Here is a 21,963-nt window from a genome sequence, read left to right as displayed (position 1 = left end):
TGTGAAAGAATAAGAAAGGAGCTTTATGCCTGAATTACCTGAAGTGGAAACGGTTCGGCGCGGTTTGGAGCGTCTGGTTGTTGGCAAGACGATTGGGCAGGTGCAGGTCCGCTATACCAAGATGATTGGAACGGGAGTGGATAGCTTTGTCCATGACTTGCCAGGTCAGACCATTGAAAAGATTGGGCGTCGGGGCAAGTATTTGCTCTTTTACCTGACAGGCGGGGTGCTGGTTTCCCATCTGCGAATGGAAGGCAAGTATCTTTTTTATCCTGAAGAGGTGCCTGAGCGCAAGCATGCTCATGTCTTTTTCGAGATGACGGATGGTGGAACGCTTGTTTATGAGGATGTCCGCAAGTTTGGGACCATGGAGCTATTGAGAAAGGAACAGCTAGAGGCCTATTTTGCTGACAGAAAGCTTGGTCCTGAGCCGACAGATGAGGACTTTCTTTTGGCGCCTTTTGCAGCAGCTTTGAGTCGTTCCAAGAAGCCTATCAAACCCTATTTGCTGGAGCAGACCTTGGTTGTTGGTCTGGGCAATATCTATGTAGATGAGGCCCTTTGGCGGGCGCGGATTCATCCGGCCAGGCCAGCAGATAGTCTAAAGCCTGCTGAAGTGAGGCGGCTGCGTGAGCAGATTATAGAAGTTTTGCAGCTTGGGATTGAAAAGAGAGGCTCGACCATTCGGACTTACCGCAATGCTTTGGGTGAAGATGGCACGATGCAGGATTTTCTGCAGGTCTATGGAAAGACTGGTCAGCCTTGTGCTAGATGTGGCAGTCCCATTGAGAAAATCAAGCTAGGCGGGCGCGGTACTCATCTCTGCCCTCATTGTCAAAAAGCGAGGTAGCTGTAGTGGCAAGAATTATTGGTATCACCGGCGGCATTGCTTCGGGTAAGTCAACAGTGACAGAGTTTTTGCGGCAGCAGGGCCACCAAGTCATCGATGCGGATCAAGTGGTGCATGAGCTGCAGGAGCCAGGTGGACGACTTTATCAAGCTCTTTTATCTACTTTTGGCTCAGCTATCTTACAGGAAGATGGTCGCTTGGATCGACCCAAGCTGGGAGCCATGATTTTTGGGAATCCAGACCTCTTGGCGCAGTCTAGCCAGCTTCAGAACGAGATTATCCGAGAGGAACTGGCTCACAGGCGTGACCTACTAGCAGAGACAGAAGCTGTCTTTTTCATGGATCTTCCCTTACTGTTTGAGTTACAATATGAAGACTGGTTTGACCAAATCTGGCTGGTGGATGTGACGGAGGAAACTCAGCTCAGCCGCCTTATGGCTCGAAATGCTCTCAGTCAGGAAGAGGCAGAAAAACGCATAGCAGCTCAGCTATCTCTCCAAGAAAAGCGAAAGAGGGCAGATGTGCTGATTGATAATAATGGATCGCTTGAGGGAACTCGACAGCAGATTCGCGATGCTTTGCAGAAATTAGAAAGAAGATGATTCTATCACGATACAAGTAAATTGGAAACATAATCTGAAAATCGCCTGGTTTGGGAACTTCCTGACAGGTGCCAGCATTTCTCTAGTCACTCCTTTTATGCCCCTTTTTGTGGAGCAGCTAGGAGCGCGTGGTCATGAGGTGGAGTATTATGCTGGTCTTGGCATTGCTCTTTCGGCTGTTTCGGCAGCCTTTTTATCCCCTGTCTGGGGCAGTCTGGCTGACCGCTATGGTCGTAAACCTATGATGATTCGGGCAGCTACGGCTATGGTCTTTACCATGGGTGGCATTGCCTTTGTGCCTAATATTTTTTGGCTCTTGGTCTTACGCTTTCTCAACGGTGTTTTTGCGGGCTATGTGCCCAACAGCACAGCCTTGATTGCCAGTCAGGTTCCTAAGGAAAAGACGGGTTATGCGCTGGGAACTTTGGCAACTGGTGTCGTCGCTGGCAATCTCATGGGGCCCTTAATTGGTGGAGTGATTGCTGAAGTTTTTGGTATCCGCAATGTCTTTCTACTGATTGGCTTTTTCTTTCTGATTGCGACCCTGATGACGGCTGCTTTTATCCGAGAAGATTTTAGGCCAATCACCAAGGAAGAGGAGATTGGATTTGGAGAACTAATTCGTCAGATTAGATATCCCAAGCTCTTGCTAACTCTTTTTCTGACTAGCTTTGTTATCCAGTTTGCAGCCCAGTCTATTGGTCCGATTCTTTCCCTTTATATTCGGGAGTTAGGCCAAACGGACAATTTAATTTTTGTATCTGGCCTGATTGTTTCGAGTATGGGACTGTCTAGTATGCTGAGCTCAAGTATTTTAGGTCGGATGGGGGATCGGATGGGCAATCATCGTTTGCTCGTTTTAGCTCAGTTTTATTCCATTATCATTTACCTGCTCTGTGCTCATGCAGGCTCTTCGCTCCAACTCGGTTTTTACCGCTTCTTGTTTGGTTTAGGGACTGGAGCCTTGGTGCCGGGGGTCAATGCTCTATTGAGCAAAATCACGCCTAAGTTTGGGATTTCCCGAATCTTTAGCTACAACCAGATTTTCTTTTATCTGGGTGGTGTCATTGGTCCCATGTCAGGATCGGCTATTGCAGCGACAGCAGGCTATCATTCAGTCTTTTATGCTACAGCAGGCTTAGTGGGACTGAGTCTCCTTATCAACCTTTTTTGTTTTGGAAATTTATTGAAAAAGAAGGAAATCTAGTGCGCGTTAAAATTCATTTGAAATGCTCCAGTTGCGGCAGTCAGAATTATCTGACCAGTAAGAATAGTAAGACTCATCCTGATAAGATTGAGGTATTGAAGTACTGCCCCAAGGAAAGAAAAGTAACCTTACATCTTGAATCTAAGTAGATTTTATGGTAAAATAGAAAGGATCTTAAGGAGTTTTATTTATGTATAGCCTATTATTAACGATTTTAGTCATTTTATCAGGTTTTATTGTCATTGCTATTTTCATGCAACCAACTAAAAACCAATCTAGTAACGTGTTTGATTCGAGTGCCAACGACCTTTTTGAGCGGTCAAAAGCACGGGGATTTGAAGCTGTGATGCAGCGTCTGACAGGATTTTTGATCTTTGTCTGGTTGCTGATTGCCTTGATATTGGCAGTATTATCTAGTAAATAAAATGGGCTCTGACTTTGTCTTGGCCTTTTTTTAAAGTTTAAAAGGGGCAATAACAAGAGTCCCTCATAGTATAGAAAGAAAGTATGAAAGAAGAAATTATAGAATATTTTAAAAAAAAGCAGCAGGCTAGCGTGAATGAGCTGGCGGCTGCTTTGGGGAAAGAGTCTTCCAAGGACTTTAGTGCCTTGGTCAAGATGATCTCCCAAATGGAAAGAAAGCATCAGATTCGCTTTGATGATGAGGGGCGGATTGAGCTTTATGAGAAGAAAAAGCAGGAGCGTCTGACGCTCAAGGGTGTTTTTCATGCCCACAAAAATGGCTTTGGCTTTGTCACCTTGAATGAAGAAGAGGATGATCTTTTTATCAGCCGTAATGATGTCAATCATGCCATTGATGGCGATACGGTGGAAGTAGTCATTACCAAGGTGGCAGATCGTATCAAGGGAACGTCAGCTGAAGCTAAGATTATTGATATTTTGGAGCATAGCCTGACATCAGCTGTTGGCCAGTTGGTGTTGGATGAGGAAAAGCCCAAGTATGCCGGCTATATCCGCTCGAAAAATCAGAAAATCCGCCAGCCTATTTATGTTAAAAAACCAGCCATGGTTTTAGATGGCACAGAGGTACTCAAGGTCGCTATTGACAAATACCCAACCAAGAAACATGATTTCTTTGTGGCTAGCCTCCTTGATGTAGTTGGTCATGTTAATGATCCAGGTATTGATGTACTGGAAGTGCTGGAGTCCATGGATATTGTCTCCGAGTTTCCAGAAAAGGTCTTGGAAGAGGCTGAACGCGTTCCGGATGCACCTTCAGAGAGTGATTTGGAAGGCCGTTTGGACCTACGCGAAGAGATTACCTTTACCATTGATGGAGCGGATGCCAAGGACTTGGACGATGCGGTCCATATCAAGCGCTTGAAAAATGGTAATTTTGAGCTGGGCGTCCACATCGCAGATGTATCCTACTATGTCAAAGAAGGCTCTGAGCTGGACAAGGAAGCCCTCAATCGGGCGACTTCAGTCTATGTGACAGACCGCGTGGTGCCTATGCTGCCGGAGCGCCTGTCCAACGGTATCTGCTCTCTCAATCCCAATGTGGACCGGCTGACCCAGTCAGCTATCATGGAGATTGATGCCAAGGGGCGCGTGGTCAAGCATACCATCACCCAGTCTGTCATTAAAACGACCTTCCGCATGACCTACAGCGATGTCAACGACATCATCGCAGGAGATCAGGAAAAGGCTGCGCAGTTCAAGGCCATTGTGCCTAGTATTGACAGTATGGTTCGTCTGCATGAGATTCTGGAAAGCATGCGCTTTAAACGCGGTGCGCTTAACTTTGACACCAATGAAGCTAAAATCATCGTCAACAAGGAAGGCCGGCCAGTGGATATTGTCCTGCGTCAGCGGGGAATTGCCGAGCGCATGATTGAATCCTTTATGCTAGTGGCTAATGAGACGGTGGCTGAGCATTTTGCTAAGCTAAATCTGCCCTTCATCTATCGGATTCACGAGGAACCAAAAGCGGAGAAGGTGCAGAAGTTTATCGACTACGCCTCTAGCTTTGGGATTCGGATATACGGGACGGCTAGCTCTATGAGTCAGCAGGCTCTGCAGGATATTATGGAGGCGGTCAAAGACCAGCCTTATGAGGATGTCCTGTCCATGATGCTTCTGCGCTCCATGCAGCAGGCTCGCTACTCTGAGCACAATCACGGACATTATGGTCTGGCAGCGGAGTTTTATACGCATTTCACCAGTCCGATTCGCCGCTATCCGGACCTTCTGGTTCACCGGATGGTGCGGGATTATGGCAAGTCTAAAGAAATAGCAGAGCATTTTGAGCAGGTAATTCCAGAGATTGCCAGTCAGTCTTCCAGCCGAGAGCGTCGGGCTATCGAGGCCGAGCGTGAAGTCGAAGCCATGAAGAAGGCTGAGTACATGGAAGAATTTGTTGGGGAAGAGTTTGACGGCGTGGTTTCAAGCGTGGTTAAGTTTGGTCTCTTCGTCGAACTGCCCAATACGGTCGAAGGCTTGATTCATGTCACTAACCTGCCAGAGTTTTACAGCTACAATGAGCGGACGATGACCCTGCAAGGAGAAAAGTCTGGCGTGGTCTTTAAAGTCGGTCAGCAGATTCGCATCAAGCTGGTTCGAGCGGATAAGGCTACGGGCGAGATTGACTTTGAATACCTGCCTAGTGAATTTGACCTGGTAGAAAAGACTAGCAAGAGTAGCAGAGGCAAGTCTGGCAGGAAGAGACGCCGTGAGGATGACAAGCGCAGCCATTCTTCCAAAGAAAAAGGCCACAGAGATAAGAAAGATAAGAAGTCCAAGAAAGGCAAGAGCCAGAAGGCATTTTACAAGGAACTAGTCAAGAAAGGAGCCAAGCATGGCAAAGGGAGAAGGAAAGGTCGTCGCGCAAAATAAAAAGGCCAGACACGACTACACCATCGTAGACACCATCGAGGCCGGCATGGTGCTGACCGGGACGGAAATCAAGAGTGTCCGTGCTGCCCGTATCAATCTCAAAGACGGCTTTGCCCAGATCAAGAACGGTGAGGCCTGGCTCAGCAATGTCCATATCGCTCCTTATGAAGAGGGCAATATTTGGAACCAAGAGCCTGAGCGCCGCAGAAAGCTGCTGCTGCATAAGAAGCAGATCCAAAAGCTGGAGCAGGAGACCAAGGGAACCGGAATGACGCTGGTGCCGCTCAAGGTCTATCTCAAGGACGGTTATGCCAAGCTGCTCCTGGGCTTAGCCAAAGGGAAGCACGACTATGACAAGCGCGAATCCATCAAACGCCGCGAGCAAAACCGCGACATTGCAAGACAGATGAAGAACTTTAATACAAGATGAAAGACTGGGCGACTGGTCTTTTTTAGCATTCAACTCTAATTTTTGATTTATGCTATAATGGAAAGGATGAGGAATGTAATTCGGAAGCTATCTTACAGACAGATAGAATATATAAATATGCAATGAATTCTTCAGTAAAATACTTGAGGTTAAGGAATGAAAGTTATAAAATCGAAAAAAAGTATCTTTTTCATTATTCTTCTTACGGCTTTACTTGGAGCTCTGTTCCTTCATCACCAATCGCCAATAGAAGAGGAGCGTTTCAGGGGAGAATATACGCTAGATCTTGACGATCTTAGTTTTGAGCAAATAGAAGATGAAAAGCTTGTGTATGTGACAAGTAAGACCCCGAAACAGGGATTTAATGCATTAAAAGTTGGACAAAATAATTTTTATTTGGATGATTGGCAGTTCGATTATAGTGAGGAAAATCGAGCTGATAGTCATCAGAATGAAGGAGAGTATTACTTTATTAATGTCTATGATCTAAAGACGAAGAAGTTTAAGAAAAGACTGGATATTTTTGAAATTGTTCGACATTATGATCCTTCGTTAGGGGTTGACTTATCTGGCGATATTCTAAACATTCAAGGGCAGGATTATATTTACATTAGGCTAATAAAAGAAAACAGCTCACCGAGAATTAAAGAAATCCTCTTTAATGTGGATACTGAGGAGATAATTGATTATTCAAAAGAATTTGTTGAATCTAAATTACAATTCGATGAAGTATCCATCACTTCTGGCTTGTGGGATCACCTTACTGACTCATACAATCTTGCTTCGGGCTTTCAAGGTATAGGTCCTGGTTCAGTCAAAGGAAGTAAAATACCTGATGATATAAATATCTCGAAACGATACCCTGAGATTGTAAAAAAAATGAATTCTGGTGAAGGAAAGATTTACACTCGTCGAGGCAATATTAGCCCAGAGGAATGGTATGATACACTAATGCACTGGTTTGCTCCAGTAGGGCAAGATAAGCTTTCTCTTTCTATAACTGATAAGGAAACTAGTGAAGTAACACCTATTAATTCTTATGAAGATTTTTTAAAGTGGAAAGAGTCTCATCAAAATGATTGAGCTGGGCAAAGAAGTGAATAGTAGCCACAGGGGAAGATGACTAATGACATTAAAAGACTGGGCGACCGGTCTTTTTTAGTATTCAATTCTGACTTTTGATTTATGCTATAATGGAAAGGATGAGGTTTGAGGATGACCACTTTTGGTGAATGATTGATGAAAAAGTGGATTGACTCCGAGGACTATCAAAATAAATGGCTAGATGAATTAAAAAGTGGTGGTAAGCAAATGAAACTCAATAAAAAGCTATTCATATTTATATTCTGTTTGATTCTGACTTCCGTGGCTTCACTGACTTTTTTTCTAGGTGGGAAGAAGAAAGAATATGCTAAGAGTGAATATTGTGTTGAAGGAATACAGCTATTTAATAAAGATAAATATGTTTTGGTTGGCAGTAAAGAAAATGATTCTTTTCGCTATAGTCAAAATTATATAACGGATTTTAAATACAACAGTTTGGATGAATATGACAGTGTAAGTTCATCTAAAGTAAATAAAGAGGAATATTTCAAAATCAAGATTTATGATTTACACGATTCCACCAAAATAACTAGCAAAGAAGTCGATATCTATAGTTTGTTAGGACGAGAGAATACATATAGGCTCAAGCAGATTCAGGAGCAGTTCTCAAAGGATGGAAAAGAGTATTTATCTTTTAGCATGTATTCGAACGAAGGCGGTAAGATAGAAAAAACTATATACGTAATTCTGTCGTTGGATACGGGAAAAATCGAAAAGAAGATGTCAGAAAATGAGTTCAATGAATTTTTAAGTAAAGAGGATATCACAATTTTTCCTGTGGAGGCTTCTTCGCCTATGNCTACCAATTGGAAAAAAGGAGGTATAGAGAGTCAGATTAGTTCTTCAACATCAAATTATCACTTAGGATATGGACCAGGTTACTTAGTAGCTTCTTATGATAAAGGTAATTTAGAACTTTCAGGTACTAATTTTGCAAAACTTTATCCAGAAATTGGGACAAATATAAAAGAAGGCAATAAAATTTATTTCCGTCCTAATCAGTATAATGAAGAAGAATGGTTTAATGATTTAATTCATTGGTTTGCGCCCGAAGGTCAGGATGTAATGGAACTTTATGCCACAGATGAAACAACTGGAGAGAAAACACAGATTCGATCTTTTAGTGATTTCAAGCAATGGATCGAAAACCATCCACAAAAAGAAAACTAGAGTCTACAGGAAAACGATAAAACTACTGACAAATAACTCTTGCGACAAGCGCGAGTCCATCAAACGCCGCGAGCAAAACCGCGACATCGCAAGACAGATGAAGAACTTCAATACAAGATGAAAGATCTTTATTGTATAAGATGCAGAGATATACTTTATAAAATAAAACTTAATGTATGATATGAGCAAGAATTGACTACTGAATCATTTCTTGCTTTTTTGTTAGTGACACCTTGAATACCCTAGCGCTTGTCAAGTCTGGCTTTTTCGAGTATGATAAAGACAGTTAAAATTTTGAAATTTGGCTTTCAGAGAAAGGATTTTTTATGACAGAAAAATTGCTAGCTTATAAACGTATGCCAGTGTGGACGGCTGAGACCATGCCCGAACTGGTCAAGAACAAGCACAATACCAAAGAGGGAACTTGGGGCAAAATCACTGTTCTCAAGGGATGCCTTAAGTTTGTTGAAATGTCAGAGGAAGGTGAGGAGCTGGCTGAGCACATCTTTGAAGCTGGTCAGGACAATCCTTTTGCCCAGCCCCAAGCTTGGCATCGGGTTGAAGCTTTGACAGATGATTTGGAGTGGTATTTGGAGTTTTACTGTCGGCCTGAGGATTACTTCCCCAAGAAATACGGCAGCAATCCAGTGCACTCAGAGGTTTTGGAAGCCATGCAGACGGTCCGACCAGGACGGGCCTTAGATCTAGGCTGTGGTCAAGGTCGCAATGCTCTCTTTCTAGCTAAGCAGGGCTTTGAAGTAACAGCCGTAGATCAGAATGAGCTAGCCTTGGAGATCCTACGGAGCATTGTCGAGCAGGAAGATTTGGATCTGCCAGTGGGGACTTACGATATCAACTCAGCTAGTTTGACCCAGACTTATGATTTGATCGTCTCTACCGTTGTTCTGATGTTCTTGCAGGCGGAGCGGATTCCAGATATTATCCGCAATATGCAAGAGCATACAGCGCTTGGTGGCTACAATCTCATCGTCTGTGCTATAGATACAGAGGATTTCCCTTGCTCTGTTCCCTTTCCTTTTACTTTTAAGGAAGGGGAGCTTGCCGAGTATTATAAAGACTGGGAGCTGGTCAAGTACAATGAAAATCCTGGCCACCTCCATCGCCGTGATGAAAACGGCAATCGAATTCAGCTCCGCTTTGCGACGATGTTAGCTAAAAAAGTGAGATAAATCCTTTAAAGCTCAGGTCGCCTCTGATACAATCTCTAGTGAATTGCTTATAAAGATTTTATAGCAGGATGTTTTCTGATAAGACAAAAAATAATAGCCTTTCCTCTAAATAAGATGGGGCTATTTTTTTGTTTATCAGCTCTGATTTGAGAAAAAAGTAGAGGAAATATAGATTAGATAAAAAATATACACAATTTTATGTAAACGCTTGCAAAAAAATTAGAAAGAGAGTATACTAAAATAGGAATGTTAAGGTATTACGGTTTATGTTGTTTAGACTGGGAGTTGATTCCAGCCCCGCAGATAGTCAAAAGGAGATAGACTATGAAGAAAATACTGCTCAGACTAATGTTCCTTGCAATGTTAGTTGCTCTTTTGCCTGTTCATGTGGCACAAGCGTGTTCTGCTTTTATTGTCGGTAAAGACCTGACAGCAGATGGCTCTACTCTATTTGGTCGGACAGAGGACTATCCATACGCCCCTGACGGTGGTCGGCACAATCAAAACTATGTAGTTGTGCCAGCTAAGACCTATAAAGATGGCGATAAGATAGAAGATGAGTCAAATGGCTTTACCTATCCGCATTTGGCGAATGAAATGAAATACACAGCTGTCTACGACTCTGATCGTGACAACGGAAGTAACGGAAACTTCGCTGCGCATGGCTTTAATGAACTTGGTGTAGCTATGACAGCGACCGTTTCAGCAACACCAAATGACAAAGTGTTAAAAGAAGACCCACTTGTAAAAGATGGTCTTCCAGAAGCATCATTAGTTGACCTGGCTTTGCCTCGTGCAAAAACAGCACGTGAAGTTATTGAGACAGTTGCGAAAGTTCTAGATGAAAAAGGGTCAGCAGAAGGAAATATCATCGTTGCAGCAGATAAGAATGAGCTGTGGTACATGGAAATCCTGTCTGGTCACCAATACGTAGCTATCAAGTTCCCAACGAATAAGTATGCTGTCTTTGCGAACACTTACTATCTTGGTCACGTTGACTTGAACGATAAGGAAAATGTCATTGCTTCTAAAGATGTGGAAGAAGTAGCTAAAAAAGCAGACAACTATAAGACCGACAAAGATGGCAACTTTATGATTGCTAAATCTTATGGACCTGATAAATATATGGAACGTAACCGTTCTCGGACCTACGCAGGTATCAAGTGGATGGATCCACAAGCAAAAGTAAATTATGACGATGAAGCTTTTGATCTCTTGCGCGAACCAACTGATCCAAATAAGAAATACACAGTTCATGATGTGATCGCTGAACAAAGAAATCGTTTTGAACACTTGCCAGAATATAAAGCAGATGACTTAGTTGAAGTCGGTAAGAAGATCGATGGCAATGTTTACAAATATGCGCTAGGTAACGAAAACGTAATCGACGCCCACGTTTATCAAATCAAACCAAACCTACCAAATGCCTTTGGTGGTGTTATGTGGCTGGGTCTGGCACAAAGTCGCAACACACCATATGTACCATTCTATGGTAATGTAGAAGATACTTACGAAGCTTTCAAGAACCGTTCTACTAAATATGACGGAAAATCTTGGTATTGGACTGTTTGGCATATTGACCAAATGGTTATGAAATATCCAGAAATCTTTGGTAACAGTATCCAAGAAAAATGGAAAGCAAAAGAAGCTGAATGGGATAAAGAACAAACCGAACGCGACGCCAAATATGCAAACTACACAGATGAACAAGCCAAAGCCGCTGGACCAGAAGTGACGAAGGAAGCCTTAGAACGCTCAGAAAAAATCTTTAAGGAAATCAAAGCAGTCGAAGCAGAGATGGAAGAAAAGATTAAGAAGGAAAAAGGTAAAGATGCAGATCTTGTCTATACAGGCTATAACAAAGCGAACCTCCTAGCAGAAGCAGAAAAAGGAAAATCAGCGGATAAAGCTAGCGATACGAAGAAAGATAGCTCAAGTCAAACTACTTGGATTGTCATCGGCGTATTGGTTGTGCTAATTGCTGGCTTCTTCGGATACAAACAATTTAATAAGAAGAAGGAGGAAGAATAAATTTTGAAAGAAAAGCTAGAAGTTTAAGACTTCTGGCTTTTTTCCTCTTTCTAAGACAATAAACCTATATCCTAGAATACTTAGTAAGGGGATGAGGATAGAAGATTAGAATTGTCAAAAAACTAGGCTTCATCTTGCTTTTAGCGGTAAATTGCTATAAAATAGATAGGGTTAAACATCAATACTTTTATATTGCAAATAGGAGAAAAGATGACAAAAAAATTAAAACGTCCAGAGGTGCTTTCACCAGCTGGTACGTTAGAAAAGTTAAAAGTAGCTGTTCGCTATGGGGCAGATGCTGTTTTTATTGGTGGCCAAGCCTATGGTTTGCGCAGCCGTGCGGGAAACTTCACTTTTGAGCAAATGGAAGAAGGTGTCCAATTTGCGGCTGAGCATGATGCCAAGGTCTATGTAGCGGCCAATATGGTCATGCACGAAGGAAATGAAGCAGGTGCTGGAGAATGGTTCCGTCGTTTGCGAGACATCGGGATTGCGGCCGTTATTGTTTCTGACCCAGCCTTGATTGCGATTGCAGCTTCTGAAGCACCTGGTTTGGAGATTCACTTGTCAACTCAGGCTAGTGCTACCAACTATGAAACGCTAGAGTTTTGGAAAAATCTTGGTTTGACCCGGGTTGTTTTGGCACGTGAGGTTTCCATGGCCGAGCTAGCTGAGATTCGCAAGCGTACCGATGTAGAAATCGAAGCCTTCGTTCATGGAGCGATGTGTATTTCTTACTCTGGCCGTTGTACCCTTTCCAATCATATGAGCATGCGCGACGCAAATCGTGGCGGTTGCTCGCAATCTTGTCGTTGGAAATACGATTTGTATGACATGCCTTTCGGACAAGAACGCAAGAGTTTGAAGGGGGAAATTCCAGAAGAATTTTCTATGTCAGCTGTTGATATGTCCATGATTGACCGGATTCCTGATATGATTGAAAATGGTGTCGATAGCTTGAAAATCGAAGGTCGGATGAAGTCTATTCACTACGTTTCTACGGTGACCAATTGCTACAAAGCAGCTGTGGACGCCTATTTGGAAAGCCCAGAAAAGTTTGAAGCTATTAAGCAAGATCTAGTAGATGAAATGTGGAAAGTAGCCCAACGTGAGCTGGCAACTGGTTTCTACTATCATACGCCAACTGAGAATGAGCAGCTTTTCGGAGCTCGTCGTAAGATTCCAGAATACAAATTTGTAGCAGAAGTAGTTGCTTATGATGAGGCTACACAAACTGCGACCATTCGCCAACGGAATGTTATCCATGAAGGCGATCAGGTGGAATTCTATGGACCTGGTTTCCGCCATTTTGAAACCTATATTACTGACCTCCATGATGAAAAAGGGAATAAGATTGACCGTGCGCCAAACCCAATGGAATTACTGACGATTACAGTTCCGCAACCAGTCCAACCTGGTGACATGGTCCGTGCCCGCAAGGAAGGTTTAATCAATTTGTATAAAGAAGATGGCACTAGTGTGACTGTTCGGGCTTAATCAGGCGCGAAAGCTGGAGCAATGTGCTCATCAAGTAGGCCTTGCCTACTGGTGGATACGAATTGATAACGGAAGTCCTTGTTCTAAAAATTCTGCTATTGCTTTTAAAAAATAAAACTCTTCAAATCGCTTTTGATTTGAAGAGTTATTTTTTGGATTTGCGACTTTCGGGCCGAATATCTTTCTTTTGAGCTTCACGGATATTATTAGGGACCAGACTGATACGCTGGATATCAGGCACACGGATGATGGTTGTCATACTTTTTTTGAAATTCTTGACAATCAACTGTTGGCGGTCACGGTCATATTTGACAATATCGCCAGTAAAATTCTTATCCAGAAAAATAACATGGACACCAGAATTTTTCCGTAGAGCCAAGTCAATGGTCTGCAGGATGTGACTCTTGTCGTCCTCTTCCTTATCTGTCTTTTTGTAGTTGATAAACTCATTAGTCTTTTGTAAAATCATTTCGAGATATTTTTTCATAGCTAAAATCTCCATAACTTGTTACAATATATTATATAATAAATTAATAAAAAAAGTAAAATCTTTTACGAATAATGAGTTAGAAAGTAGAAAAGAGGTAAAGTATGGCAGATTTTAAATTTGAAATCGAGGAAAAATTGCTCGTTTTATCGGAAAATGAAAAAGGCTGGACCAAAGAACTCAACCGCGTAAGTTTTAACGGTGCGCCAGCCAAGTACGATATTCGAACTTGGAGTCCAGACCACAGCAAGATGGGCAAGGGAATCACCCTTTCTAATGAAGAATTTCAAGTTCTTTTGGATGCATTTAAAAACGGATAGAGAAAACTCTATCCGTTTTTTCTATTTATCTGAAAAATAGGGATGGAATTTCAGACTCTTAAAAATAGGAATGCTGATGAGAGTGATTGCGACAATTTTTAAAAGATCAGGAAGAATGAAAGGTGTGACTCCAACGGCAATGGCTTTAGAAAATTCCATATTAGCCAGAAAATGAAGTCCGATTACGCCACCGACAAAAACCAATGCATCTCCGAGCAGATTAGCCAAAAAGATCGTGTAAAACTTGCTATCCTTATTTGTCAAACTAGAAGTGACCGATGCAAAGAGCAGATAGGCCCAAAGATAGCCCGCACTTGGCCCAAATAGAGCCTGAAATCCACCGCTTCCTCCAGCAAATACCGGCAGACCAATAGCTCCTAGCAGCAGATAAAGCAGAACAGACAAGACAGCTTCGCGGGTTTTAAAAATGGTTGCAATCAAACCCACGGCAAAGGTCTGTAGCGTAATGGGAATGGTCCCAATAGAGAAACTAAGCTGGGAGAGTACAGCCAGAAAAGCAGCGCCGATAGCTGGGAGGGCAAGAAGAAAAGCTTTGTTTTTGTTCATAANAGTAAACCTCTTTTTAAAATTATGGTAACTATTTTAAATCAAAATAAAAAAAAGTCAAGTCTTTTCATATCAGACTAGACAGTTGTTTGTTTATTTTCGCTTTTTGCGACTCCGAATGAGGAGGAAGATAAAGGCGATTAAGCCAAAAATATTAAAGAAAATGATTCCTAGAGCTGCTAGTAATTTTTTAGTTTTGCTCATTTCCAATCCCCTTTCTCTTAGTATTTCTTACTATCATATCAAAAATACGGTTTCTTGAATAGCAGAAAGGGTAAAAGATGGTTGGGAAGTTATAAATATTTCAAGAAAATAAGACTATCTTCAAAAATTACAATTTAGAAGCTTGTCCAGAAGAAGTGAGCCAACTAAATAAAAAAGAGGAAGATCCTTTAAATAAATCTTCCTCAATTTTAGAAATAATTTAGAATTTCTTGAATGATAATTGAATCTTATGCTTTAAAATAAAGTAAGAAGTCAAAGAATAAATCCAGATAGTGTGACTAGGTCTATTCAAATGGTATAAGACTTCTTTCTTACAAAAATGTAAGATAAAAATCGAAAATGAAAGGATAAGTTATGGTTGCCCATTATTCTTTATTTTATGATAATAATGAGCTTTAGAAAGACGAAAGAAGAAACTTTTAGCGCATGGTGACAAATTCTTCGGAGCCAGTTGGGTGGATGGCTACGGTGGCGTCGAAATCAGCTTTGGTAGCTCCCATCTTAATAGCAACAGCGAAGCCTTGAATCATCTCATCTACGCCATAGCCAATGCCATGGAGGCCGACAACCTTTTCATCGTGACCCGCAGTGATAAGCTTGAAGCGAGCCTGTTGGCGGTGCTGGGTGACAGCTGAGTACATGGATGTGAAGCTAGAGGTGTAGACATGAATTTGCTCAGCACCATAATCTCGAATAGCTTCTTCCTCCGTCAGCCCTACTGTGCCAATAGCGGGGTGGGAGAAGACGACAGTCGGAATAGTGGAGTAATCCATCTTGGCATCTGTCTTGCCGTTAAAGAGGCGTTCAGACAGGGTGCGTCCAGCCTTAATTGCTACTGGTGTCAGCTCTTTTTCGCCCGTCACATCGCCCAAGGCATAGATGCCAGGTACGACAGTATTTTGGTATTCATCCACAGCGATGAAGCCTCGGTCATTTAGGGTAACCCCTGCAGCATCAAGATTGAGACCTTGGACATTTGGCTTGCGGCCAATGGCCCAGATGATCCGCTCAGCAATATGGCTACTACCGTCTTGGAAGTAGAGTTGTAGCTGACCATCAGGAAGTTTTTCCACTCGTTCGGGTATCTTGTGAGCATGAAGACTAGGACCAGATTTTTCCATTTCAGATACCAATTCGTCAATCAGATAGCTATCGAAATTGCGGAGAGGACGGTCGCGGCGGACAAAGAGATCCGTCTTGACACCTAGAGTATGGAGGACACCAGCAAGCTCCACTGCGATATAGCCTGCTCCGACGACAGCAACAGACTTGGGAAGCTCTTCCCAAGCAAAGACATCATCAGAAGTCTCGCCGTATTCGGCACCGGGAATCTGAGGAATGGCTGCATGAGCACCTGTTGCAATTACGATGTGTTTGGCGCGAATCAATTCTCCATTGACTTCGACTGTATGCTTGTCAACGAAATGAGCGCGACCTTCGATCAGTTCAACGCCGTTGCGTTTGAAGCTGCCATCATAGGATGAGCGAGCGCGGTCAATGTAGGCTTCCCGATTCTTTCGTAAGGTAGCAAAGTCAAAGCGCTGATTTTCTGAAGTAAAGCCATAGTCTGGTCCGTAGTGTTGGATAGCCTCGGCAATCTGAGCACCGTACCACATGATTTTTTTAGGGACACAACCGACATTGACACAGGTTCCCCCTAATTTCTTTTCTTCAATGACAGCTGCTTTAGCGCCATGCTCACCAGCGCGATTCATGGTAGCAATACCCCCGCTACCACCGCCAATTGCAATAATATCGAATTCTTTCATAGTTAGATAGAAGCTCCTTTAATCAATATGAAGTAATTGTACCTTTTTTAGAAAATGAATGCAAAAATCTGCTATGATCTAGAGATTTTACAGCGTTTATAGAGGAAAAATGGCCTTTTAGGGATTTTATCCCTTTTCCTATCACAATATGTTAGGCTTATGATATAATGTAGTATAAAAGAAAAATGGTTTTCATCAAGAGGAGGAAAAAAGATGAAAAAGCTGAAAAAATGGCAGCTATTTAGTATTATCGGAGTTGCTGTTGTAGTTGTATTGGGAGCAATTTCTGCAATAGTCCTGAGCAATCTTAGTTCTACAACAGAACCTAAGGAAGTTGCACCAATTGTGCAGCAGGCAAAAGAAGGTAGCATAGCCTCATCTGTCCTGTTGACGGGGACCGTAACGGCTAACTCAGAGCAATATGTTTATTATGATGCTACCAAGGGCGACTTGGAGTCCGTCCTAGTCAATGTTGGCGACCAAGTAGCTGTAGGACAAGCACTTGTTCAATATAAGAGTGCAGAAGCTCAAGCAAATTATGATGCAGCAGTTCGTGCTGTCAATAAGGCTGACCGTCAGATTAATGACTTACAGACTAATGGGGCGACAGTAGAAAAAACTGGCGATGAAGAGACGGATAGTAAGTCCCTTGCTTCTGCTCAACGTACCGTCGATTCTCAACTGGCTGATTTGCGTGATGCACGTTCAGACGCTGTGGACAATATGAACAAGGCGCAAGCTTTGTTGAATGCAGCGACTGTTACAAGCACTGTTGAGGGAACAGTAGTAGAAGTAAATCGCGATGTATCCAAATCCACAACAGGAACTAACCAAACCTTGGTGCACATTGTCAGCAACGGCAGTCTTCAAATCAAGGGAGAACTCTCTGAGTACAATCTGGCTAATTTGTCAGTTGGACAAGAAGTAAGCATTACTTCTAAAGTATATCCTGACAAAAAATGGACAGGTAAAATTAGCTATATTTCCAACTATCCTAAGGATGGGCAGCAAGCTTCATCAACCAATACAGGTGGCGCGGCTTCCTCTGCAAAATATCCATTTACAGTCGATATTACAAGTGAAATTGGTGATTTGAAGCAAGGTTTCTCTGTCAGCGTTGAAGTGAAAAACAATACAAAAGGGATTCTTGTACCAGCAAGCAGTATCATTTCAGACGGAGACAAGAACTACGTTTGGACTGTCGAAAAAGGTAAAGCAAAGAAAGTGGAAGTAACCTTAGGGAATGCTGATGCTGAAAATCAAGAAATCTCATCTGGTTTGACAAAAGACAGTAAAGTTATCACCAATCCAACAGATAGCTTGAAAGATGGTCAAGAGGTGAAAGCGGATGAAAAAACTCATTGATCTACGAAATATTAATAAAACCTATCGGAATGGTGATCAAGAACTTAAAGTCTTAAAAAATATCAATTTGACAGTTGAAGAGGGCGAGTTTGTGGCTATCATGGGGCCGTCTGGTTCCGGGAAGTCCACCCTGATGAATATTATCGGGATGTTGGATCGCCCGTCTACTGGCGAGTATTTTTTAGAAAATGAAGATGTTGCAAACTTGGGTGATAAGAAGTTAGCCAAGGTTCGAAATAATCAAATCGGCTTCGTTTTTCAGCAATTTTTCCTCTTATCTAAATTAAATGCCCTTCAAAATGTAGAACTCCCGTTGATTTATGCGGGGGTGTCACAAGGAAGTCGAAAAAATCTAGCTAAGCAGTATTTAGAAAAAGTAGATTTGGGTACTCGTATGACTCACTTGCCGTCAGAGTTGTCTGGGGGACAGAAGCAACGTGTTGCCATTGCGCGTGCCTTGGTAAACAATCCTTCGATTATTCTTGCCGACGAGCCGACAGGAGCCCTCGATACCAAAACTGGCGAGCAAATTATGGAACTCTTGACGGAGTTGAACGCTGAAGGAAAAACAATTATCATGGTTACTCACGAACCTGAAATTGCTGCCTATGCTAAGCGCCAGATTGTCATTCGTGATGGACTTATCTCTTCAGATAGCGCTGAGAAGGAGGAACGTGATTAATGCAAAATTTTAAATTTGCCATTAGTTCCATTCTTGGGCATAAGATGAGGGCTTTTCTGACCATGATTGGGATTATCATCGGGGTTGCGTCTGTTGTCGTCATCTTGGCACTGGGAAATGGAATGCAACAGGGAGTTACCAAGAGCATCACAAAAGAACAGAAGTATGTGAGCTTGCTTTATTCTCCCACTAAAAATAATTATACGATGGGAGTTAATTTGATGGAGGTCAATGGAGGTCAAGATGCAGATAGTGAGATACTAGAGGAACCACCTGTTGTCCAAGAGTCTTGGGTCAAGGAACTATTAAAAATTGACGGCGTCAAGGGCTATTATGTGACCAATGGTTCAACAGCTGACTTTTCTTATCAGAACAAGAAGTCTGATAAGGTCAACATTACGGGCGTGAATGCTACATTCTTTAAAATTAGAAAATATGAGATTTTAGCTGGACGAACTCTCTTGCCTAGTGACTATCAAAGTTTTTCTAATGTGATGATGATTGATGAAACAGTGGCAACCAGCCTGTTTGGAAGTAGTGCGGAAGCCCTGAATAAAATAGTTTCAGTCGGTGATAGTAACTATCGGGTTGTTGGTATCTATAAGGATCCCAATGCTGGTCAGAGCATGAGTATGAGCTCGGGTAGCGCCTTGATGGCGAATACACAGGTGGCATCTGAATTTCATACAGATGAAATCTCAACTGTCTATATCTATGTGCCAGAAGTGGATCGTATCAACGAAGTTGGTGTAGAAGCGGCCAAAGAATTGACAGCTCTTTCAGGAGCTCGTCAAGGAGAATATCAAATCCTAAATATGGATACCTTGCTGGAGCAGTACAATCAAATCACAGGAACTATGACCGGTGTTATCGGAGCTATTGCAGGAATTTCCCTCTTTGTTGGTGGTATCGGTGTGATGAATATTATGTTGGTATCCGTTACAGAGCGGACACGGGAAATTGGTTTACGAAAAGCTCTTGGAGCAACGCGTGGAAATATTCTCACACAGTTCTTGATTGAATCCATGGTTTTGACCCTTATCGGTGGCCTGCTTGGGCTTAGCCTTGCCTACGGGATCAATGCTCTGCTAGCTGCAGTCGTGCCTGAAAACGTATTTGGAGGCCCACCAGTTGTCTCTGTCACTGCAGCAGTTGGAAGCCTTGTCTTCTCAGCCATGGTTGGTATTGTCTTTGGTATCTTGCCAGCTAATAAAGCCTCTAAACTAGATCCGATTGAAGCGCTGAGATATGAATAATGTTAGCAAAAGTCTGGGAGACCAGACTTTTTGTCATGTGAAAAATCCCGATGGAATTCCAGCGGGATTTGTTTTTTTTAAAATTTTGTAAGTTTGAGATTACTTCATTGTTGGGAAGAGCAATACATCACGAATCGTAGTCACATCTGTGAGCAACATTACGAGCCGGTCGATACCGATTCCGAGGCCTCCAGTTGGTGGCATACCGTATTCCAAGGCTTCAACGTAATCATAGTCGATGCCAGTTGCTTCGTCATCGCCAAGTTCTTTAGCTTTTGCCTGTGCTTCAAAACGAGATAATTGATCGATTGGATCGTTCAACTCAGTGAAGGCATTAGCATATTCTTTGGTCATGATGAAGAGCTCAAAGCGGTCTGTGAAGCGTGGGTCTTCTGGGTTTTTCTTAGCCAGAGGTGACACAGCAACGGGATGACCGTAGACAAAGGTTGGCTGAATCAAGGTCTCTTCAACAAATTCTTCAAAGAAAGCATTGATGACATGGCCTACTTCAGTGAAGTGCTTTTCAAGCGGCACTTTCTTTTCCTTAGCCAAGGCAGCAGCTTCTTCAAAGCTCATATCTTGCCAGAAGTCTACGCCAGTGATTTCCTTGATGGCATCTACCATATGAACACGTTTAAATGGCTCGTTGATCTTGATCTCAGTACCTTGGTAGTTGACTGGTCCATCTCCTTTTACAGAAATGGCAGCATGTTGGATAATGCCTTCTGTCAAGTCCATGATATCTTGGAAGTCCGCATAGGCTTGGTAAACTTCGATGGATGTGAACTCAGGGTTGTGAGTGGCGTCCATACCTTCGTTACGGAAAATACGGCCAATTTCATAAACGCGTTCCATACCACCGACGATGAGACGTTTCAAGTGAAGCTCAGTTGCAATCCGCAGTACCATGTCAATGTTTTGAGCATTGTGGTGAGTAATGAATGGACGAGCAGCAGCACCGCCTGCTTCGTTGTGGAGAACAGGTGTTTCAACTTCAAGGAAGCCTTGACCATCAAGATAGCGACGAATTTCTGAGATAATTTTTGAACGAGTGACAAAGCGCTCAAAGCTTTCACGGTTGGAAATCAAGTCCAAATAACGTTTACGGTAGATAGTTTCTACGTCAGTCAAACCGTGGAATTTCTCTGGAAGGGGACGCAAAGCTTTTGAAAGGTGAGTAATATGCGTTGCTTTGATAGAGAGTTCTCCCATATCTGTGCGCATCACATCACCTTCAATTCCCAAGAAGTCACCCAAGTCAGCTTTTTTGAAAATCTCATAGTTTTCTTCACCAACTTCGTCCTTACGAACGTAAATCTGGATTTGGCCTTCACGGTCTTGGATGTGGGCGAAGCCGACTTTCCCTTTTCCACGTTTGGTCATCAAACGACCAGCAATAGTTGCTGTTTCGTTCAATTCATGTAATTCTTCTTTGGATTTGTCGTTGTATTTTTCTTTAAGTTGAGCAGAATTTGCAGTACGTTCAAAACGTTTTCCGAAAGGATCAATTCCTTGCTCAGCCAGCGCGGCCATTTTTTCACGGCGAATAATCTGCTGGTCATTTAGTTCTTCAATATGTTCAGTAGTCATTTTCTTCCTCCTAAGGCTTTCCCTTCTATTCTATCACAAAATAAAAGGAAATTCAGCAATAATTATCGATAAAAATAGAAAAACTGCGATGTTTAAAGATTCGCAGTTTCATCTGTTCGCATGTAATCTAAGTTGTTCCAAGCAAGTAACTTGAAAGAGTCAAAGTCGTCTGTTTCCAAAATGGTGACGCTAGCATTGGCCAAGCCTCCGTCCTTACGGAGCAAAGATGTTTCGTAACCGAGCAGGCGACGAATGCTGGCAGTTAGGTTGGCCCCATGTCCGACAATCAAGACATTTTGATAACCTTTCCCTTTGAGAGACTTCACGAAGGCAATTGTCCGATTGGTGGTTTGAGCGACGGATTCTGCATCAAATAGTTGGTGATCAAACTGGGATAGATCGTGGCGAAAAGCCCACATCTGCTGAGGATAAGTGGCTTCTACAGTAGCAATTTTGGCTCCTTCTAGTTTTCCAAGAGCCCACTCTCTTAGTTCAGGAGTCGAAACAATGTCGGTTTGATACTGATTTTCACTTTGGATAATTTCTGCAGAATGGTAAGCGCGAGGCAAATCGCTAGAGTAGATTTTATCGAATTGAACTTCTGATAAATGCTTGCCCAAACGCTTGAGCTCGTCAATGGATGTCGCCAGCAGTGGAGAATCTCCGCTGGCTCCTTGGAAACGCATTTCTAGATTCCATTCGGTTTTTCCATGTCGGATAAAATACAATTTCATATCAAGATCCTTTTTCCTTTTGAAGCTAAAA

At 42.6% G+C, this 21,963-nt stretch carries 21 protein-coding genes and 1 pseudogene; 17 read left to right on the top strand and 5 right to left on the bottom strand.

Annotated features, from left to right (window positions below; all coding sequences use genetic code 11):
- Positions 1 to 25 precede the first annotated feature (25 nt).
- The 13 genes and pseudogenes from mutM (at position 26) to D8793_RS04135 (ending at position 12,937) form a co-directional block, all read left to right on the top strand.
- Positions 26 to 850 carry a DNA-formamidopyrimidine glycosylase gene (gene mutM / locus D8793_RS04200; RefSeq protein ID WP_125370661.1) on the top strand — a complete coding sequence of 275 codons (825 nt, stop codon included), beginning with the start codon at positions 26 to 28 and terminating at the stop codon, positions 848 to 850.
- 5 nt (positions 851 to 855) lie between these two features.
- The gene (coaE, locus tag D8793_RS04195) at positions 856 to 1,452 is read left to right on the top strand and encodes a dephospho-CoA kinase (RefSeq protein WP_125370660.1); all 597 of its coding nucleotides are present in this window, start codon (positions 856 to 858) and stop codon (positions 1,450 to 1,452) included.
- A gap of 10 nt (positions 1,453 to 1,462) precedes the next feature.
- Positions 1,463 to 2,659: a multidrug efflux MFS transporter gene (locus tag D8793_RS04190; RefSeq protein ID WP_376739343.1), complete on the top strand. Its 1,197-nt coding sequence runs from the start codon at positions 1,463 to 1,465 to the stop codon at positions 2,657 to 2,659.
- Positions 2,659 to 2,808, top strand: coding sequence for a 50S ribosomal protein L33 (rpmG, locus tag D8793_RS04185; RefSeq protein ID WP_005590723.1), 150 nt, complete (start codon positions 2,659 to 2,661; stop codon positions 2,806 to 2,808). Before D8793_RS04190 ends, rpmG begins: the two co-directional genes overlap by 1 nt.
- A gap of 41 nt (positions 2,809 to 2,849) precedes the next feature.
- A complete protein-coding gene (gene secG, locus D8793_RS04180; RefSeq protein ID WP_005590722.1) occupies positions 2,850 to 3,083 on the top strand; it encodes a preprotein translocase subunit SecG in 234 nt (77 codons plus the stop codon).
- An 83-nt stretch (positions 3,084 to 3,166) separates the two neighbouring features.
- A complete protein-coding gene (gene rnr / locus D8793_RS04175) occupies positions 3,167 to 5,515 on the top strand; it encodes a ribonuclease R (RefSeq protein WP_125370659.1) in 2,349 nt (782 codons plus the stop codon).
- Positions 5,478 to 5,945 (top strand): SsrA-binding protein SmpB, encoded by a 468-nt coding sequence (gene smpB, locus D8793_RS04170; RefSeq protein ID WP_002894882.1) that lies wholly within the window; start codon positions 5,478 to 5,480, stop codon positions 5,943 to 5,945. Before rnr ends, smpB begins: the two co-directional genes overlap by 38 nt.
- A gap of 156 nt (positions 5,946 to 6,101) precedes the next feature.
- Positions 6,102 to 7,028: a hypothetical protein gene (locus D8793_RS04165; RefSeq protein ID WP_125370658.1), complete on the top strand. Its 927-nt coding sequence runs from the start codon at positions 6,102 to 6,104 to the stop codon at positions 7,026 to 7,028.
- Between the two features lie 228 nt (positions 7,029 to 7,256).
- Positions 7,257 to 8,219, top strand: a complete 963-nt coding sequence (locus D8793_RS04155; RefSeq protein WP_125386871.1) for a hypothetical protein — start codon at positions 7,257 to 7,259, stop codon at positions 8,217 to 8,219.
- A gap of 43 nt (positions 8,220 to 8,262) precedes the next feature.
- Positions 8,263 to 8,340: pseudogene (locus D8793_RS04150) on the top strand (SsrA-binding protein); the annotation flags it as partial.
- 205 nt (positions 8,341 to 8,545) lie between these two features.
- The gene (tehB, locus tag D8793_RS04145) at positions 8,546 to 9,409 is read left to right on the top strand and encodes an SAM-dependent methyltransferase TehB (protein ID WP_125370657.1); all 864 of its coding nucleotides are present in this window, start codon (positions 8,546 to 8,548) and stop codon (positions 9,407 to 9,409) included.
- 324 nt (positions 9,410 to 9,733) lie between these two features.
- Positions 9,734 to 11,440: a C69 family dipeptidase gene (locus tag D8793_RS04140; protein ID WP_125370656.1), complete on the top strand. Its 1,707-nt coding sequence runs from the start codon at positions 9,734 to 9,736 to the stop codon at positions 11,438 to 11,440.
- 210 nt (positions 11,441 to 11,650) lie between these two features.
- On the top strand, positions 11,651 to 12,937 hold the full coding sequence (locus D8793_RS04135; protein ID WP_125370655.1) for a peptidase U32 family protein: 1,287 nt from the start codon (positions 11,651 to 11,653) through the stop codon (positions 12,935 to 12,937).
- A gap of 145 nt (positions 12,938 to 13,082) precedes the next feature.
- Here the strand turns inward: D8793_RS04135 and D8793_RS04130 are convergent, their stop codons facing one another.
- A complete protein-coding gene (locus D8793_RS04130) occupies positions 13,083 to 13,439 on the bottom strand; it encodes a hypothetical protein (RefSeq protein WP_125370654.1) in 357 nt (118 codons plus the stop codon).
- 89 nt (positions 13,440 to 13,528) lie between these two features.
- Between D8793_RS04130 and D8793_RS04125 the strand changes: the two genes are divergently transcribed.
- Positions 13,529 to 13,744: a YdbC family protein gene (locus D8793_RS04125; RefSeq protein ID WP_005590703.1), complete on the top strand. Its 216-nt coding sequence runs from the start codon at positions 13,529 to 13,531 to the stop codon at positions 13,742 to 13,744.
- Between the two features lie 21 nt (positions 13,745 to 13,765).
- On the opposite strand, the gene D8793_RS04120 is transcribed toward D8793_RS04125, so the two are convergent.
- Positions 13,766 to 14,311, bottom strand: coding sequence for a biotin transporter BioY (locus D8793_RS04120; protein ID WP_125370653.1), 546 nt, complete (start codon positions 14,309 to 14,311; stop codon positions 13,766 to 13,768).
- Between the two features lie 644 nt (positions 14,312 to 14,955).
- On the bottom strand, positions 14,956 to 16,305 hold the full coding sequence (gene gorA / locus D8793_RS04115) for a glutathione-disulfide reductase (RefSeq protein WP_125370652.1): 1,350 nt from the start codon (positions 16,303 to 16,305) through the stop codon (positions 14,956 to 14,958).
- 213 nt (positions 16,306 to 16,518) lie between these two features.
- Between gorA and D8793_RS04110 the strand changes: the two genes are divergently transcribed.
- Genes D8793_RS04110 through D8793_RS04100 form a run of 3 tightly spaced genes read left to right on the top strand, consistent with a single transcriptional unit; the run spans position 16,519 to position 19,608 of the window.
- Positions 16,519 to 17,670 carry an efflux RND transporter periplasmic adaptor subunit gene (locus tag D8793_RS04110; protein ID WP_125370651.1) on the top strand — a complete coding sequence of 384 codons (1,152 nt, stop codon included), beginning with the start codon at positions 16,519 to 16,521 and terminating at the stop codon, positions 17,668 to 17,670.
- The gene (locus tag D8793_RS04105) at positions 17,654 to 18,352 is read left to right on the top strand and encodes an ABC transporter ATP-binding protein (protein WP_061909609.1); all 699 of its coding nucleotides are present in this window, start codon (positions 17,654 to 17,656) and stop codon (positions 18,350 to 18,352) included. The genes D8793_RS04110 and D8793_RS04105 overlap by 17 nt, the downstream gene beginning before the upstream one ends.
- Complete coding sequence (locus D8793_RS04100; protein ID WP_125370650.1) at positions 18,352 to 19,608, top strand: ABC transporter permease; 1,257 nt, start codon at positions 18,352 to 18,354, stop codon at positions 19,606 to 19,608. Before D8793_RS04105 ends, D8793_RS04100 begins: the two co-directional genes overlap by 1 nt.
- Positions 19,609 to 19,707: 99 nt before the next feature.
- Here the strand turns inward: D8793_RS04100 and lysS are convergent, their stop codons facing one another.
- Positions 19,708 to 21,198, bottom strand: coding sequence for a lysine--tRNA ligase (lysS, locus tag D8793_RS04095; RefSeq protein WP_125370649.1), 1,491 nt, complete (start codon positions 21,196 to 21,198; stop codon positions 19,708 to 19,710).
- Positions 21,199 to 21,290: 92 nt separating this feature from the next.
- Positions 21,291 to 21,932: a histidine phosphatase family protein gene (locus D8793_RS04090; protein WP_125370648.1), complete on the bottom strand. Its 642-nt coding sequence runs from the start codon at positions 21,930 to 21,932 to the stop codon at positions 21,291 to 21,293.
- Positions 21,933 to 21,963: the final 31 nt, after the last annotated feature.

This window comes from Streptococcus cristatus (assembly GCF_003943465.1).
Taxonomy (GTDB): domain Bacteria; phylum Bacillota; class Bacilli; order Lactobacillales; family Streptococcaceae; genus Streptococcus; species Streptococcus cristatus_C.
Note: the sequence above shows the minus strand (reverse complement) of the source record. Positions and strands in the feature narration are given on the sequence as shown.